Below are 17,542 nucleotides of genomic sequence, written 5' to 3' on the forward strand. Positions count from 1 at the left end.
CGCCAGACATCGGGTTCGGCCCGCCGGCCGCCGTGGCATGAGCTGCCGAGGGAGACGACGCCATCGATATCAACACGATCACGGAAGTGGTCCGGCACCCGCCCGACCGGCCGGGGCACGACTGGCGCGACGGAGACGCGTGGCTGGCCGGGGGTACCTGGCTGTTCTCCGACGAGCAACCCCATCTGCGCAGGTTGATCGATCTCGCCGCCCTCGGATGGGACTCGCTGACCGCTGGTCCGCACGGCCTTCAGATCGGAGCCACCTGCACCATCCGCGAGCTCTACGCGCTTGTGACTCCTGATGATTGGACTGTCGGTCCGCTGCTGCGCACCAGTTGTGAGGCGTTCTTGGCCTCGTTCAAGGTGTGGAACTCCGCAACGGTCGGTGGCAACATCGTGATGGCCCTGCCTGCGGGGCCGATGACCACGGTGACGGTCGCACTGGAGGCGACCTATACCCTGTGGTCACCCGACGGCACCGAACGGACAGTTGACGCAGTCGATTTCGTGACGGCGAACAACCGAAATGTGCTTGCCCCGGGAGAGATCCTGCGCCGCATCGACATTCCGGCCTCCGCGCTCCGCAAGCGCTACACCCATCGCCGGTTCACCCTGACCAAGATGGGGCGTTCGACGATCTTCATGATCGCCACGCAGACGCCGGGCAGCGACGATCTGCTGCTGACCCTCACGGCGGGAACGACGCATCCGGTGCAGTTGGCCTTCGATTCCATGCCCGATGCGGATACCCTTCGCGACGCCGTCGACGCGGTACCGGCAGACGTCTGGTTCGACGACCCCAACGGCACGCCGGACCATCGGCATCATCTGGCGAGGCACTTCGCCGAAGAGATCCGCGTCGAACTGGCAGGCGGCACCCCATGACGTACACGGTGAACGGTAAGACCTTCTCCGAGGAACCCGATCCAGGGCAATGCCTGCGTACCTTCATGCGCTCATTGGGCCATCATGGCGTCAAGAAGGGTTGCGACGGCGGCGATTGCGGGGCGTGCACGGTCTGGCTCGACGGCAATCCCGTTCACAGTTGCATCACCCCGGCGTTCCGGGCAGACGGGCACGAGGTCACCACGATCGAGGGGCTAGGCACACCTGAAGCTCTGCATCCGATGCAGAAGAACTTCTGTGCTGCACCTGGATTCCAGTGTGGGTTCTGCACGGCAGGCATGATCATGACCGCTGCGACGTTCACCGACGAGCAGAAGCAGGATCTGCCCCGGGCGCTCAAAGGCAACCTGTGCCGTTGCACCGGATACCGCGCGATCGAAGACGCGGTGAACGGGGTCGCGGAAATCGAGGAGGCGAAGCCCGGTCACGCCGTCGGCACCAGCGTAGGTGCGCCGGCCGCCCTCGACATCGTGACCGGGCGGGCCGAGTACACGATGGATGTCGAGATGGACGGAATGCTCCATCTGAAACTGCTGCATTCCCCGCACGCGCATGCACGCATCGTGTCCATCGACACAACCGCAGCGTTGGCGATCCCCGGGGTGCAACGGGTCTACACCTGGGAGGACGTGCCCCGCAAGCTCTATACGACGGCGATCCACACCGATCACCTCGTCGACCCCGACGACACCTACATGCTCGACAACGTCGTCAGGTTCGTCGGTCAGCGGGTGGTGGCGGTGCTCGCCGACACCATCGGGGCGGCAGAGGAAGGCTGCAGGCGAGTTGTCGTCGAGTACGAGCCGCTGCCCGCGGTGTTCGACCCCGTCGAGGCGATGAAAGACGGAGCCCCGGCGCTGCACGGCTCGGACGACCCGTTTGTGCAGGATCCCGAGCACAACATCTTGCTCGAGATCCACGGCCACGTCGGAGACGTCGAAGCGGGTTTCGCCGAGGCCGACGTCATCCACGAGGGCACGTATTCCTCGCCGCGCGTGCAGCATGCGCATCTGGAGACCCACGGTGCGGTCGCGTGGATGGAAGACGGACGGCTCAACGTCCGGACCAGTTCGCAATCACCGTCCATCGCCAAGATCAAACTCTCGCACCTGTTCGATCTGCGGCCGGACCAGCTCCGCGTCTTCTGCAAGCGCGTCGGTGGCGGATTCGGTGGCAAGCAGGAGGTGATCGTCGAGGACCTGGTGTCACTGGCGACGCTCGACACCGGCAAACCGGTCAGTCTCGAGTTCACCCGCACCGAGGAGTTCACCACCGCCTCACCGCGGCATCCCATGACCCTGACCATCAAGCTCGGCGCCAAGGCGGATGGAACCCTCACGGCGTTCTCGGTGCACAACATCTCCAACACCGGTGCTTATGGCAACCATGGCGGTGAGACCTTGTTCGCAGGCGGCGCGGCCGTGGCGATCTACCGCTGTGCGAACAAGAAATACGACGCGTACTCGGTGTACACGAACACCGTTCCGAGTGGCGCGCTGCGCGGCTACGGCATGACTCAGCCGTCGTTCGCGGTCGAATCTGCCATGCACGAGTTGGCGGTCGCACTGCACATGGATCCGCTCGAGTTGCGCCGCCGCAACATCGTGCGCCCCGGTGACGCGCTGGTCGCGCTCGAAGACGGGCCCGACGATGTGATGTTCAGTGAAGACGGGCTCGGTGATTGTCTCGACCTGGTGGACGCGGCGTTGAAGCGCAACACCATCGAAGGACCCGCAGGTGACGAATGGTCGGTGGGCGTCGGAACCGCCAGCTCGGTGCATGAGACCGCGCCCCCGACAGAACACATCTCCGAGGCCTGGGCGACGCTCGGTGACGATCTCGTCTACGAGCTGGCCGTCGGAACCGTGGAGTTCGGTGAGGGCACATCGACCGCACATGTGCAGATCTGTGCGAATCAGCTCGGCACCACACCGTCTCGCGTGCGCTTGATCCAATCAGACACCGACAAGACGGGTTTCGACACAGGTGCCTTTGCCAGCGCCGGGCTCTTCGTGGCGGGAAACGCAGTTCTCAATGCGTCGAACGCACTCCGGAGCAGGATCCTGGCGTTTGCGGCGTCGCATACCGGGGTGCCCCTGGCCGACTGCTCGATGGACGATGACGGGGTGCTGTGCGGTGACACGAGATTGACGCTGGCCGAGGTGGTGGCGGCGGGCAAGGCCCGGGGGATCAGGTTCACCGAGGCGCGTAAAGCCTACGGATCGCCGCGTAGCGTCACCTCGAACACGCACGGCTTCCGGATCGCGGTCAACCGGATCACCGGCGAGATCCGCGTCCTCTACAGCGTCCAGGCCGCCGATCCGGGGGTCGTCATCAACCCGGCACAGGTACGCGGACAGATCGAAGGTGGTGTCGCGCAAGGCCTCGGTTTCGTTCTCACCGAGGATCACCACGTCGATCACACGGGGACGATGATCAATCCGAACCTGCGGAACTACCGGATCCCCACCTATGCGGACGTGCCGCGCACTGAGGTGATCCTGGTGGAGTCCCAGGATTCGGTGGGCCCGATGCGTTCTAAAGGTATGGCGGAGTGCTGCATCAACCCGGTCGCCGGGGCAATGGCCAACGCTCTCTTCGACGCCACGGGGGTTCGCATTCGTGAGCTTCCGCTCACCCCGGACCGTATATTCAGCACGTTGCTCGAGCACCAGAAGACGGTTGTCTCAGCGGCGGCAACCGCTTGAAGAACTCAACTTTCGCAACCAGTAGGAGATGGCGATGAGCGCCGACACGACCACCAACAACGCCGCGACGGTGATCATCGGCCAGAAGGTTCGGCCGGGTGCAGAGGCCGCATTCGCCATCTGGCAGGACAACATGAATGCCGCGGCCGCACAGTATCCCGGCTTCATCGCCGCCGAGACGGCACAGCCCACCAACGTCCAGCCCGACTGGGTCGTCGTCTACCGCTTCGATTCAATCTCCAATGTGCAGGCCTGGATCAACAGTTCGACCCGCCAGGAGCATCTCGATCTCGGCCGCGACTACTTCGACGGACCGGCCACCCAGCAGGTGATCAGCGGCGGGTCGAGGCCCACCGACCCGCTGGTGACGGTGGTCGTGACCCATCGGGTCAGACCTGAACACGTCGAAGACTTCCTTGCGTGGCAGGGGCGACTTCGGGAGGCCGAGACCTCGTTCGCGGGTTTTCGTGGGACCGAGTTGTTCCGCCCGATCGAGGGTCTGCAGGACGAGTGGACGGCGCTGTACCGCTACGACACCGCCGCCGATCTCGATGCCTGGCTGACCTCGCCGAAGCGCACGGCTCTGCTCGACGAGGGAAAGAAGTTCGACGACTTCGAACTCCGCACCATCGACAACTCGTTCGGCAGCTGGTTCGCCTTCGACGACAAGGGACACGAGGCCCCACCGCCGTCGGACTTCAAGACCTCGATAGCGGTTTGGGTTGGTCTGTACCCGACCGTCGTGCTGCTGACGCTTGCGCTGTCGCCGCTGGAGATGCCGCTGTGGCTGGGCCTGCTGATCGGCAACTTGATCTCGAGCTTCGTGATGAGCTATTTCACGATGCCCTACTACGTCAACAAGCTCCTCAAGATCTGGCTGTGGCCGAGACAAGACCGCACGGTGTCATGGACCAACGGCTGGGGATGGGCGATCATCGCCGGCGTCAACGTCTTCTGGGTTGCGGTGTTCTTCCTCTGCACCACGGTGTTCTGGAGCCTGCCCTAGCGATCAGAAACCGGTGCGGTCGAGCCAGGTGTCCCAGACCGAACGGTCTCCGATGATCTCGACCCCGGCGTCATCGGTCGGGCGTCGCCGAGTCAGCGCGAGCAGCAGATCGACCGATCGTCCGCGGACGGCCGTCGTCGCCTTGGCGTGAGAGTGCTCGACGCCGAGCGCATCGCCATCGCGACGGATGAACCATTCGCCTGCCGAACCGAGATCCTTCTCGGCCGCGTGCAGGTGCAAAGTGGACCCGTCGTCGAGTGGGGGAGTCCGTCGGCCGGCGGGCTCTGCTGCGAATATCTCGAACCATTCGGAGATGCAGTCAGCGGACAGTTCCGGCGACAGCGTGTAATCGCGTCCCACCGCGAGCTCTGCGTCTGCGCGATGGACCGTGGTCTCGTGCAGGCGACGGCGGATCCACCAGGAGGCGGGACGGGGTCCTACGAAGGTCCATACCGGAGTGTCGGGACCGGTCGCCCCCACCGCGTCGAGCAGTGTCCGGACGCCACCGTGGTACCACTCGATCGCACCATCGATGTCCGCCGGCGGCTTACCGTCGGGCACCTGCCGAGGGTCTCGAGGGCCGTCGGCCTTCTCGGCGACGATCTGGGCGGCCCAGCGATCACCTCGGCCGATGTGGCGGAAGAGCTGCTGGATCGTCCACTCCGGACACGTCGGTACGGGCGCGCCGTGGTCCGCGCCTCGGAAGACCTCACCGAGTAAGCGGTTCTGTTCGAGGAGAGCAGCTGAGTAGTCCATGGCTGAACGATACCGCCCGGGTCTGCCGTGACCGTGCCGGAAATCGCCGACGGAGGTCAGCGGCCGGCCAAGGCCGGCGCTCCGGTACCGGGTGTCGATGGCGGCAGTATCGTGAGCAGCCGTGGGCTCACTGTCGTCGAGGCCGGATCGGGCCGTCCAAGAGCATATTTGCGTACCTCGCCACCCGGGCCGGCGACCAGCAGGTCAGCGCCCGTGGTGGTGCTCGTGGTCGCGAGCCGGGCACCCGAACCGGGGAAGGCTGCGAACGATGCGATCTGACGGAACGCCACCGAGTCGTGGTGATGGGCCGGATTCTGCAGGTACATCTCGGGTCCACCGTCGAGCAGCGATCCACTGGACCAGACGTTCACCACGCCTTCGCCCGAGGCCATCCCGGTGACGATGCTCTGTGCGCCACCCTCTGCGCCTGCAACCCATCCCGTCGCCAATGACACTCCACCGGTGTAGGTCTCGTCGAAGGCAAGAAACTCTGAGGTCTTCGTCGGTTCGCCTATCTTGACCGCGTGTTCGGGGTCCGGTCTGGAACCGGGGCGCTCGTGTCGTGCCGTCGGCTGGTAGAGGTCGTAACGGAAGGTCTTGATCAGCGGTGACTCACCGGGCCCCGGCGCCGTCACGATGCTCATCCGGCCGGAAACGGCGTCGACCATCCCCGTCGCGACGGTGACCCCGCTCGTCGACCCCGGGTAGGGCGTGAAGCGTGAGAACTCATCAGGTGCCGTGCCGGACGGAGGCAGCACGCTCGAATAGATCCGCACCTGCGATTCGGTGCCGGGTCCTGTACCGACGATGATGTTGTCGGCCAGAGCATTTCCATCGATATCCGCGCCCGCGACGTTCACCCCACCGCGGACGTCGGCAGGGAAAGGTGCAAAGCGGGTGATCTCCTGCTGGAAGGGTGCACCACCCGCACCGCTGTACGCAACGACCTGCGGCGCGACCCCGGGCCCGGTGCCGGCCAGCAGGTCGAGCACCATGTCGCCGTCGACGTCTGCCATGGCCACGGTCGGTGTTCCCTCGAACCCGGGAAAGGGAGTGATGTTTGCCAGGGGCCGGTCTCCCGTGCCGTCGAGGACCTGTACCGCAGCTGCCCTGCCGGGTGAACCAGGCACTGTCACTGCATAACTCGACACCTCGGGGATCACATTGACCGTGGCCATCAACCCGTTGTCCTCGTGGTTGAGGCGGTGGCAGTGGATCACGTATGTCCCGATGTACTCGGTGAACTCGGACCGCAGGGTGAGAGAGGCCGGAACCAGGGCGTTTTCCTGGTCGTCGGTCACCGGTGCCGGAACGTTGATGTTGTCGACGCCCCACGGCTGTACGCCGGTGGTGGTCCCGGCGATCGGATCCACCATCTCGGTGACCTGAAAGTCGTTGACGTGGATGTGCATCGGATGTTCGTCGTTGTTGAGGTTGGTGATCTTCCATTCCTCGACCGAGTTCAGTCGTGGCTGGATCAGAGGGATGTTGGGGTATGTGCTCGAGTCGAAGGCATACGTGAACGCCTTGGGATCGTTCTCGCTGGCCAACGTGTTCGTGAAACCGCCTGACACGACGAGTTCACGGCTGACGTCCACGGGCATCGCCGAGGTGTCGACAAAGGACGTGTAGGCGTTCAGTGGCTGCCCGTGGTCGAAGGCGGTGGTCTGTCCCTGCCCCTCGCCCGGTGTGGCGTGGATGAGCTTCTGGGTGGGAAAGGTGAAGAATCCGTCGGCGTAGCTGATGTGCCGTGGGTCGACGGTGACCGTACCGAGTTCGGCGGGTGGGTTGTCGGTGCCGTTGTTGGTATAGAGAACACCGGGATTGGAGACCGGCTCGGCACCGGCGAGCGGTGGCATGTCGAGGATGAGATCACCCGTCGCCGGCATCGTGACCGCGATGGCGTACCGGGACGCGGGCGGGACGACGAGCCGAGTGCCGTCACCGCCTACGGGGCCCGCGACCTTCGTGTAGGGATTTCCGTCCTGGCCGACGATGGCGAACGTCGGATGGTTGCCGGTGGCGGTCTCCGTGAGCCGCAGTGGCATGTAGGCGAAGTCGCTGATGTTCGCGAGCACCCAGATCTCGGTCTGGCCCGGTTCGAGTTCGAGCTTCGGCTGGAACAGTCCGTTGACGGTGAACTGGACATCACGTTCGTTGTCGGGCAGGTCCGGATTCGCTCGGATCGTGGTCTTCTCGCCGATGAACGTCTGCAGGTTCTGCGGGACCATCTGGTTCTGGCCCCGATGATTGTCGGGGGACAGGGGTCCGGAGTACCAGTTGGTGAAGTACTGCGACCCCTTCGCCGTCTCGGCAAAGTTCGTCGGCGCCAGGACCGGTCGATAGGTGCCGTCCGCGAGCTGCGCAGGGTCGGGCGGGGTGAGCGTACTCAGATACTGCGGCCAGCCCGGATGATTGAGTGTCGCGCCGTCACCGCTGCGGTCGAAGACATAGTTGTACTGCAAGGCCATATCGCGAATCGGTATGTTCTTCTCCGTGACGATGGGCAGGTTCCCGTCTGGCCGCCCGATCTCCAGCAGGCCCGCCAGACCTGAGTAGGTCTGCGCGGCGGTGAGGGTGTGACGATGGCTGTGATACCAATACATCCCGTTGGGCATGTCATCCGGAATCGCATAGTCATAGGTGTTGCCCAGGCCCGCGGGAATGTCGAGAAGCACGTTGTCCGCGTTGCCATCCGGGCTCACATGGAGTCCGTGGGTGTGCAGATTCAGCGGCGATGATTCAAGCGCGGGAGGGTAGATCGGGACCTCACCGCCCTTGGGCGTGAACGCCGGGTCGTAGTAGTCCCTGATCGTCAGGCCCTGCAGGTCGTTGTCGTAGTGGACGATCAGTCGCTCGCCGGGGTCGACGCGCAGGGTCGGGGCGGGATACAGGTTGTCGCCGGTGGTCTCGCCGTTCGACGCGGTGCCCACGATGACCTCATATCCGAAGATGAGGAAGTCCGACACCGGACGCGACGCGGTGTCGAGGGCGACGGTGCCCTGATGGGCGGACAAACGTACCTCGAGTACCCCGTTCACACTCGAGAGCTTGACAGGTTCGGTATATGCCACGGGGCTACCGTCCGGGCCGTGGTTGGCACCGGCGTAGGCGAGGTCGTCATCGGAACCCCCGGACATGCAGGCGGCGATGACAATCGCCGTCGTGAGGGCGATCGCCATGGCGGATGAGAGCTTTGCGCGACTGTCGAACATGCTCTGCGTCCCTCACATCGATGCCGGACATCGATATAGGTCGAGCTCCGCCTCCGGCTGCGTCTCCGCGTGAGCCGCCCCGGTGGAGTCGCTGCAGCGAATGCGAGAACCATAGCCGGAAGAGGGGCCCAGATCAGCGTGAATGCCCGAACGCCCGACCGCTGATCAGATCGCGCGGCGCATCATCGAATAGGTGTGGAGCAGGACTGCGACGGCTTGTTCTTCGGCAGCGGACCCCCCGAGCAGGCCGGCTTCGTGGACGCGGCGGAGCCGGTTGTCGAGTTCCGCGGCCATCGCGCCACGTTCGGCGCCGACGGGCAGACCGATCCGGCCGGCGATCCCGGACCCGACCAGCACCTGCCTGAGTTCGCCGACCCATGGCGATTCCGGATCGGTGCGGGTCAGCGAATGCATGGCCTTGAACTCTTCCATCGTGTGCGCCTGGGGGGTCTGCCGAACCTTCCGCAGTATCGACCTGATCCGGCCGCCGGCCGGATGCGTCAGCGCCAGATGTTCGATCTGCGTGCAGGTCGAGACCGCCCGGGTGATCAACACCGATCGGGTCAGGTTGACGTCGATGTTGTCCCGCAGTTCATCGACGCCGGAACGCTGTTGGAGCCAGGCGTTCACCGCGTGCGCACCCTGCGGCGCGACCGCGCGTGCGTGGCGGAGGCCGTACTCGCCGAGCAGGTCGAGAAGTCGATCACGCCCCGCGTGGGTACCCGGTGACGGCGTTTCGGCCTCGAGCCAGAGCTCGAGTTGCATGTCGGACAGCCCGGCCAGGGCGGAGAGGGCGTCGGCGTCGGCCTCGGTGAATTGTCCGGTCTGGGCGGTCTGCGCCAGCAAACCGGCGACCGGCTGGACGGTCAGCAGTGCCGCCGACATCGACCGGGCGATCTTCTCGGACTGCGCGCGCGCCGTGGCGATCGGGTCCTCGTCGCCGAATGCGCCCTCTCCGATGGTGTCGGCCTTGGCCAGGGCACCAATGGTGTTGACCGCGGAGAAGCCGAGATCATGAAGGAACGCCACCTCGTCGGCCCTGGGGGTGGCGTCGAACAGGAAGATCGCCGCGTCGGCGCCCACAGACGCATCGCGGGTCTGTCCGTACCCGTCGATGAGCGCGCGCCGCGTCGCCTGTTCGTTGCCCGTGGTGATGGTGGCCAGACCAGGGGTGTCGATGAGAACCATGCTTCGCAGCAGCCGACTGGGCAGAAAGCGGTCGAGGTAGGCGACTTCGTCTGTGGGGCAGTTGAGCTCGGTGGGGCGGCCGTCGGTCAGCCGGACACTGTGCCTGGCGCCGCCGACCTTGACGACCTCGGCCCGCGACGGTGCGCCGTCTTGATACACCGCAACGACTTTGGTGCACTCGGTGGCGGCAGTGTCGGCAACCCTGTCCCCGATGAGAGCATTGACCAGCGTCGACTTACCGGCCTTGACGCGGCCGACCACCACGACGCGGGGCGGGGCCCAGAGGGCGTCGCGGATCTGGGCGGTGGAGCGGGCCAGTGGGCGGTCGATCCGGGCGATCTCGGCGAGCGCGGCGGTGAGCTGATCCCGTAGGGCGTGGGGTCGGGTGCGCCGGGTGGGTTGGTGGACGGTGGGCTGATTCGGGGTGGGTCGTTGAGGGGTGGGCTGATTCCGGGTGGGTCGTTGCGGGTTGGGCTGATTCACTGCGCGGTCTCCACGTCGGCGTCCAGGACGGGGTCCTTGCCCAACGCGACGGGGCCCTTGGTCCGGGCCTCCGCCTTGAGACCGTCGATCGCGGCGTCGAGTTGTTCGATGAGAGAGACGATCTCGGCCAGTCGCCGGCTCAGGCCCCGAACCCTCTTGTCGCGGGTCGCCTTGTCTTCCTTCGCGGCCTCGGCGCCGGCGTTGATCTGATCGGTGATCACGTCGGTCTGGGCCCGGAGGTGACGGCGATACGCCACGACGATCTCGGGTCGCGCCGTGGCGACGGTGCGATCGATGACACGCAACGTCGATTTGTTGGCCAGCGACAATGTCTCGCGCAACCAGGTGATCAGGTGCTGCCTGCCGTTGCGCATCGCTCGATACCCGAGGTTGACCGACAGCCAGACCCCGCCGGCGACGAGTCCGATCGGCAGCACGGCCGCCATTGCCAGGCTCCCGAAGATGGCCCCGCCGACCATGCCCCCGGTGAGCAGATTGGCGCCCATGAACCCCATCATCAGAGCGCTGGGATCCACCACATCCTTCCATTTGCGTTGGACCTCAGGAGAATTGATGTCCTCGGCGACCATGGCCCCGGCCACCGCATCCATGATGTCCTCCCAGTGCTCGTCGTCACCGAAGAGCGACGAGACGATCTGGTGCAGGGACTCGGAGAAGTTCTCGAACGCGCGTGCCGTCGCCGCCTGGAGGTCGGACATGATCGCGGCGGTGAACACCTGCGGCTGCTTGCGCAGGATCCGCCAGCCCTCACCGTTGATCCGTTCGCTCCAGCCCTCCTTGATCTTGTTCAGATCGGAGTCGAGCAACCCTACGGCGCGTTGGCGAGCGAGGGTGATGTCCCGGGAGAGGTGTTGATCCCATTCGGTGCCGTGCTCACGCAGTGCCTTGAGTGCGGCCTTCTTCTCGGCCAGATCATCGAGCGCCGACGAATCGCCCTGCACGACAGCGATCTCGGTGTCCAGGCGGACTTTCATGCGGTGCATGCCGCTGCGGCACACCTGGAGGCCGTCGAGCATCGGGGCGATCTCCGCGTCTTCCAACAGCGTGTCGATGGCGGCGCGGAGGGCGGGAATCCCTGAGGCTGCCAGAATCTCGTCGCGCGTGTCCGCCGGTTGCTCGAGCGCGGTCAGCGCCCGGACACCCGACACCCCGATCACCTCGACCGTGCGGCCCAGCCGACTTCGCACGATGGACCGGTTCTCCTCGGCGATCGTGCGCCAGTTGCGCCTGTTCTTGTCGATTTTCGTCATGGCCACGACCACCGACCCCGACGTCTCGGTCGCGGTCCGCAGGAACTCGATCTCGGGCGCTGTCAGCGGGGCGGCGCTGTCGCACACCATCACGATCGCGCCCGCCCTGCGTGCCGCGGTCAACGCGAGCCGGGCATGGCGGGGATCGAGCCCACCGGCCCCGGGGGTGTCCACCAGGGTGAGACCGGGCAGATGGAGGGCATCGACTGCGACGACCGCCTCGGTCGGCAGCGCCTCGACGGTCTGATCCTGCACGTGCCGTCCGTCCATCGTGACCCAGTCGGGTAGCTCGGCCGCGTCGATCACCCGCGTCGAATCCGCGAACACCAGGCGCGCGGAGCCTGCGAGCAGGGTGTCGTCAGGTGGTGCGAACCAGACGCTGGCGCTGGTGGTGATGTCGACACCCACCGGTGCCAGATCCGGGTGGCCGATGAGTGCGTTGACCAACGTGCTCTTGCCGCGCTTCACCTCTCCGACGAACACGATGGCACCGGCGGTGTCGGCGGCATGGAAGCGCGCGTGCGCGAGCTCGGCCGCGCGTCCCTGTCCGAACTTGCGGAGGGTTGCGGACGCGGTGGCGAGCGCATCGGCCGCCTCGGCCGTGGCACCTGCGGTCACAATGACTCCCGGGTCAGTCGTTGGAACGGTTTCACTGCCGATTACTCTGCCGCATCCGCAGCCATCTGCGACATTTATCAAGTGACTGACATGAGCGAGCGGGAACTCGTACTGCGGAGCCAGGACGGCGACCAGGCGGCATTCGGAGAGCTCGTCACCCGCAACCGCGATCAGATCTGGGCCATCTGTCTGCGGATCACGGCCAACAAGTACGACGCAGAGGACGCGTTGCAAGACGCACTGATCGCCGGTTGGCAGAACATCGGCAAGTTCCGGGGCGACTCGAAGTTCACCAGTTGGATGTACCGCATCGCCTCCAACGCCGCGCTCGCCGTCATCCGCAAGCGACTGGACACCTCGGCCGACGGACCGCCCGAGTTCGAGTCGAACGCGCCGCGAATCGATTCCCAGGTCACCGATGTGGCCCGGGTCCGGGCCGCGCTGAGCGCGTTGCCGATCGAGTTCCGGGAAGCAATCGTGTTGCGCGAGTTCGGCGATCTCTCGTATCAGGAAATCGCAGACCAGCAGGGGGTGGGCGTGCAGACTGTGAAGAGCCGGATCAACCGGGCCCGCGCCAAACTGCTGGAGATTCTGCACGATGCCTGACGCAATCCCCGCCCCGCTCGATGTCATCCCCGTCTCCACCGACCCCACCGACGCGCTGATCCGCTTCGCCTTCGGGCTGGATGCCGGCGACAAGGAGATCCTCGAATCGGCCTTCACCGAGGACGTCGTATTCGACGTCAGCCAGGTGGGGGACGAGCGCAGCGGCTTTCCCGCGATCGAGGGCCGCGACTCGGTCGTCGAGATGCTGCTGATGTCGATGGGCCCGCTCGACACGATGCACGCGTTGTCCAACTTCCGCGTCCACGTCGGCGGCGACGTCGCCCGCCTCAACTGTTACGCCATGGCGCAGCATTACCGGCCCGGTGAAGGACGTCCCAGAGACAAGACCGATCAGGTGATGATGGGCAACAAGTACGACGCCGAGCTCGTCCGTGACGGCGCCGGCTGGCGGATCAGACGCCTGACCATCGTCACCGTCTGGTCGCAGGGCAACCCCGATGTCTTGATCGACCACCTCCGCTGACCCGATCTTGGTGGGTTCTGGCGACCAAAAGCCCAGGTCAGGCTCACCATAACCCACCAAAATCGGGGGGTGGGGGAGTCAGATGTCGAGGTCGTCGGCGGGTGCGTAGTCGTCGCCGGTGTGGTCGGTGAAGTCGGTGGTGTCCGACTCGTCGGTCTCTGTGTCGCCGCCGTCGATGTCCCCGGAGGTGTCGAAGGCGTCCTCGAAATCACCGCCGAGAAGGTCATCTCCGTCACCATCGGTGTCGGTGACATCGTCGGTCTCATCCGGGATCAACTCGTCGAGTCCGCTGCCTGCGTGGTCGAATGCGGCTTCGAGGCTCTGATCGAAGACCGCCGGATCGACCTGGTCCTCGGCGCCGATCTGCGAAAAGATCGAGTCGAGCTGGTCATCTGGGCTGGTCACGGTATTTCTCCTCGGGTCGGGGGACGTCGGCACGCGGGGTACGACGAGGGTTTGTCAGTTATTGGAGTCTCCGGCACCCCAGAATGTTCCCTGGTGAGCAGAATGTTCCCTGGTGAGTCGGACCCTGCTCTCGGGTCGGTTACCCTGAACACCCGTGACCCCCGACAACGCCGCCCCCGGTGCTTCTCGATCCGGCATCGATAGTTCTCGATACGACCTCATTGTCGTCGGTTCCGGCTTCTACGGCCTGACGATCGCAGAACGAGCAGCGAACGACCTCGGCAAGCGGGTCCTGGTCATCGACCGGCGCAACCATCTCGGCGGCAACGCGTACTCCGAAGCCGAGCCCACCACGGGGATCGAGATCCACAAGTACGGTGCGCACCTCTTCCACACGTCCAACAAGAAGGTGTGGGACTACGTCAACAAGTTCACCGATTTCACCGGGTACCAGCACCGGGTCTTCGCGATGTACGAGGGTCAGGCCTACCAGTTCCCGATGGGCCTCGGTCTGGTCTCGCAGTTCTTCGGTCGCTACTTCACCCCGGACGAGGCGCGCGCGCTCATCGCCGAGCAGGCCAGCGAGATCGACACCGACGCGGCCTCGAACCTGGAAGAGAAGGCCATCAGCCTGATCGGACGGCCCCTGTACGAGGCCTTCGTCAAGCACTACACCGCCAAGCAGTGGCAGACCGATCCCACCGAGTTGCCCGCTGCGAACATCGCGCGGCTGCCGGTGCGCTACAACTTCGACAACCGCTACTTCAACGACACCTACGAGGGCCTCCCCGTCGACGGTTACACCGCCTGGCTCGAGAACATGACGAAGAGCGACCTGATCGAGGTACGCCTCGACACCGACTGGTTCGACGTTCGCGAGGATCTGCGAGCGCAGAGTCCGGATGCGCCGGTGGTCTACACCGGGCCGCTGGACCGGTACTTCGACTATGCCGACGGTGAACTCGGCTGGCGCACGCTCGATTTCGAGACCGAAGTGCTCGATACCGGAGACTTCCAGGGCACCCCGGTGATGAACTACAACGACGCCGCCGTCCCGTACACCCGGATCCACGAGTTCCGGCATTTCCACCCCGAGCGCACCTACCCGACGGACAAGACGGTCATCATGCGCGAGTTCAGTCGCTTCGCCGAGAGTGGTGACGAGCCGTACTACCCCATCAACACCCCGGAGGACCGGGCGAAGCTCAGTGCCTACCGAGCCCGCGCGAAAGCGGAAACAGCCTCGCAGAAGGTGCTTTTCGGTGGCCGCCTGGGCACCTACCAGTACCTCGACATGCACATGGCGATCGCCAGTGCGCTCACTGCCTATGAGAACACGTTGGCGCCGCACCTGCAGTCGGGTGCGCCCCTGGCGACAGAGAGTGAACAGTGACGGTATCGACAGCGGCCGAGCAGTCGCAGAACCCGCAGACCTTCGATGCGGCCAAAACCCTGCTGCAGCGGGTGATCCTGCCCCGACAGGGTGAGCCGCTCGATGTGCGGTCGCTGTACCTGGTGGAGTCCGAGTCCAACTCGCGCCGCGCTCACGCCCCGTCGCGCACCTCGGTGCTGCTGGGCGCGGAGTCCGAAGTCAGCTTCCTGACCTACTTCAACGCCTTCGCCGCCTCCTACTGGCGGCGCTGGTCGATTCTGAAATCGGTTGTGTTGCGTATCGAGGTGATCGGCGCGTGCCGCGTCGATGTGTACCGGTCGAAGATCGACGGATCCCGCATCGCGGTGGACGGAAATCTCGTCCCCACCGACGACAGCGGCCGCGGTGTCATCGAATTCGAGGTCGGGCTGGAGCCTTTCGAGGACGGCGGCTGGATCTGGTTCGACATCACGACCGACACCGACGTCGAGGTCGTCTCTGCCGGCTGGTACGCCCCGATCGATGCGCCCAGCGGTCCCGACACCAAGCGGGTGACGGTCGGCATCCCGACCTTCAACCGCCCCACCGACGCGGTGAATGCGTTGCGCGCGTTGACGTCCGATCCGCTGGTCGACGAGGTCATCGACGCCGTCATGATGCCCGATCAGGGCACCCGGCTGGTCACCGACGAGCCCGGCTTCACCGAAGCCGCTGCGGCACTGGGTGATCGCCTTCACATGTTCAAGCAGGGCAACCTCGGTGGATCTGGTGGCTATTCACGGATCATGTACGAGGCGCTGAAGCAGACCGACAGTCCGTACGTCCTGTACATGGACGACGACATCAGTATCGAGCCCGACTCGATCCTGCGCGCCCTCGCGATGTCGCGATTTGCCAAGTCTCCGATGCTCGTCGGCGGACAGATGCTCAACCTGCAGGATCGTAGTCACCTGCACTGCATGGGTGAGGTGATCGACCACCGCAACTTCATGTGGACGGCCGCGCCGTTCGTGGAGTACGACCACGACTTCGCCGAGTATCCACTACGCGACCGCGAGAACTCGAAGAACCTGCACCGGCGGATCGACGTCGAGGGCAACGGCTGGTGGATGTGCATGATCCCACGCGTGGCCGCGGAACAGATCGGCCTGCCGCTGCCGCTGTTCATCAAGTGGGACGACTGGGAGTACGCACTGCGGGCGGCCAAGGCCGGTTACCCGACGGCCACCATCCCCGGCATCGCGATCTGGCACATGGCCTGGAGTGACAAGGACGACGCCATCGATTGGCAGGCCTATTTCCACCTGCGTAACCGGTTGGTGGTCGCCTCGCTCCATCACGACGGCCCACTCGGCCCGATTCTGCAGTCGATCACCAAGGCGACCGCGAAACACCTGCTCTGTCTGGAATATTCGACTGTGGCCATCCAGAACGAGGCCATCCGGGACTTCTTGGCCGGACCCGAACACATTCGCGATCTCTTGCCGACCGCACTGCCCAAGATCGCGGCGATGCGCAAACAGTTCCCGGACGCAGTCGTCCTACCGTCCGCGACCGAACTGCCCCGAACATCCGGTGAGGCAACGCATCTCGGGGTGAACATCCCCGCGAACCCGATCAGCAAGATCAGGGCACTCGGAGCTGCGGTGGTGAACAATCTGCGGCCGGCGGATCCGCGCCATCACGAGGTGCCCCAGGCCAACTACCCGCCCATCGAGGCCCGCTGGTTCAGTCTCGGCCGCGTCGACGGGGTGACCGTGACGACCGCCGACGGCCGTGGTGTGGTGTACCGGCAGCGCGACCGTGACAAGATGATCGCCCTGGCGAAGGAATCAGCCGCGCTTGTGAAAGAACTGCGGGCTCGTTTTCCCGAACTCCGTGAAACGTATCGGTCCGCACATGCTGAGCTGACCAGTAAGGAAAGCTGGGAGCGTGTCTTCGGAATCGATTGAGGTCCCCCAGAGTTTCATCGGTCCGCTCAGCGGTGAGGTCAAGATCCTGGTCGGCGTGCAGAAGGCACTGTCCGACCGCCCCGGTGTCCTGGCGTCGGCCCGTGGGCTGTCGCACTTCGGTGAGCACTCCCTGGGCTGGCTCGGGCTGGCGGCCGCCGGTGGGGCCGCAGCGCAGGTCCGGGGCGACAAGGCGAACCGCAACCAGTGGATCGCTGCCGGTGTCGGCGCGTTCGGAGCGCACGCCGCATCTGTGGTCATCAAACGGATCGTGCGCCGCCGCCGACCCCACGACCCCCGGATCGCGATCGGGGTGGGCACGCCCAGCAAGCTGAGCTTCCCCTCCAGTCACGCGACCTCCACCACCGCTGCGGCGATTCTCATCGGTCGCGCTGCGGGATTACCGTCCGGGGCGCTGCCTGCGGCACTGGTGCCGCCGATGTTGCTGTCCCGGCTCGTGCTGGGTGTGCACTACCCGTCCGACGTGATCGGTGGCGCCCTGATCGGAGCCACCTGTGCAGCCGCGGTCACTGCGGGTGAAAGACTGACGAGAACTGAGAACTGAGGGAGTGC

Annotated in this window: 13 protein-coding genes; 8 read left to right on the forward strand and 5 right to left on the reverse strand. The window is 65.2% G+C overall.

The features are described 5' to 3' along the window. The first annotated feature begins 62 nt into the window (after positions 1-62). From BH683_RS11325 to BH683_RS11335, 3 genes are read left to right on the forward strand one after another with little or no spacing between them, the layout of a single operon-like run. Positions 63-887: an FAD binding domain-containing protein gene (locus BH683_RS11325; RefSeq protein WP_084836372.1), complete on the forward strand. Its 825-nt coding sequence runs from the start codon at positions 63-65 to the stop codon at positions 885-887. Continuing rightward, positions 884-3,616 carry a molybdopterin-dependent oxidoreductase gene (locus BH683_RS11330; protein WP_084836373.1) on the forward strand — a complete coding sequence of 911 codons (2,733 nt, stop codon included), beginning with the start codon at positions 884-886 and terminating at the stop codon, positions 3,614-3,616. The genes BH683_RS11325 and BH683_RS11330 overlap by 4 nt, the downstream gene beginning before the upstream one ends. A gap of 34 nt (positions 3,617-3,650) precedes the next feature. Beyond that, positions 3,651-4,622, forward strand: coding sequence for an antibiotic biosynthesis monooxygenase (locus BH683_RS11335; RefSeq protein WP_084836446.1), 972 nt, complete (start codon positions 3,651-3,653; stop codon positions 4,620-4,622). Between the two features lie 3 nt (positions 4,623-4,625). Here the strand turns inward: BH683_RS11335 and BH683_RS11340 are convergent, their stop codons facing one another. From BH683_RS11340 to BH683_RS11355, 4 genes are all read right to left on the reverse strand, one after another. Further along, complete coding sequence (locus tag BH683_RS11340; RefSeq protein WP_084836374.1) at positions 4,626-5,378, reverse strand: maleylpyruvate isomerase family mycothiol-dependent enzyme; 753 nt, start codon at positions 5,376-5,378, stop codon at positions 4,626-4,628. A gap of 56 nt (positions 5,379-5,434) precedes the next feature. Further along, positions 5,435-8,593: a multicopper oxidase domain-containing protein gene (locus BH683_RS11345; protein ID WP_084836375.1), complete on the reverse strand. Its 3,159-nt coding sequence runs from the start codon at positions 8,591-8,593 to the stop codon at positions 5,435-5,437. 165 nt (positions 8,594-8,758) lie between these two features. Further along, positions 8,759-10,264: a dynamin family protein gene (locus BH683_RS11350; RefSeq protein WP_084836376.1), complete on the reverse strand. Its 1,506-nt coding sequence runs from the start codon at positions 10,262-10,264 to the stop codon at positions 8,759-8,761. Then, on the reverse strand, positions 10,261-12,153 hold the full coding sequence (locus BH683_RS11355; RefSeq protein ID WP_168187022.1) for a dynamin family protein: 1,893 nt from the start codon (positions 12,151-12,153) through the stop codon (positions 10,261-10,263). Before BH683_RS11355 ends, BH683_RS11350 begins: the two co-directional genes overlap by 4 nt. A gap of 90 nt (positions 12,154-12,243) precedes the next feature. Here BH683_RS11355 and BH683_RS28415 point away from each other — a divergent pair, with 90 nt between their 5' ends. Both BH683_RS28415 and BH683_RS11360 read left to right on the forward strand, forming a co-directional pair. After that, complete coding sequence (locus BH683_RS28415; RefSeq protein ID WP_143696047.1) at positions 12,244-12,759, forward strand: sigma-70 family RNA polymerase sigma factor; 516 nt, start codon at positions 12,244-12,246, stop codon at positions 12,757-12,759. Next, complete coding sequence (locus BH683_RS11360) at positions 12,752-13,243, forward strand: nuclear transport factor 2 family protein (RefSeq protein WP_084836378.1); 492 nt, start codon at positions 12,752-12,754, stop codon at positions 13,241-13,243. Before BH683_RS28415 ends, BH683_RS11360 begins: the two co-directional genes overlap by 8 nt. 78 nt (positions 13,244-13,321) lie before the next feature. Here BH683_RS11360 and BH683_RS11365 read toward each other — a convergent pair whose 3' ends face one another. Next, positions 13,322-13,648 (reverse strand): hypothetical protein, encoded by a 327-nt coding sequence (locus BH683_RS11365; protein WP_084836379.1) that lies wholly within the window; start codon positions 13,646-13,648, stop codon positions 13,322-13,324. Positions 13,649-13,802: 154 nt separating this feature from the next. On the opposite strand from BH683_RS11365, the gene glf reads away from it, so the two are divergent. From glf to BH683_RS11380, 3 genes are read left to right on the forward strand one after another with little or no spacing between them, the layout of a single operon-like run. Beyond that, positions 13,803-15,041 carry a UDP-galactopyranose mutase gene (gene glf / locus BH683_RS11370; protein ID WP_084836380.1) on the forward strand — a complete coding sequence of 413 codons (1,239 nt, stop codon included), beginning with the start codon at positions 13,803-13,805 and terminating at the stop codon, positions 15,039-15,041. After that, positions 15,038-16,972, forward strand: a complete 1,935-nt coding sequence (locus BH683_RS11375) for a glycosyltransferase (RefSeq protein ID WP_084836381.1) — start codon at positions 15,038-15,040, stop codon at positions 16,970-16,972. Before glf ends, BH683_RS11375 begins: the two co-directional genes overlap by 4 nt. Next, positions 16,953-17,534: a phosphatase PAP2 family protein gene (locus BH683_RS11380; protein ID WP_084836382.1), complete on the forward strand. Its 582-nt coding sequence runs from the start codon at positions 16,953-16,955 to the stop codon at positions 17,532-17,534. The genes BH683_RS11375 and BH683_RS11380 overlap by 20 nt, the downstream gene beginning before the upstream one ends. Positions 17,535-17,542 lie beyond the last annotated feature (8 nt).

The organism is Williamsia sp. 1138, assembly GCF_002095435.2.
Classification (GTDB): Bacteria; Actinomycetota; Actinomycetes; order Mycobacteriales; family Mycobacteriaceae; genus Williamsia.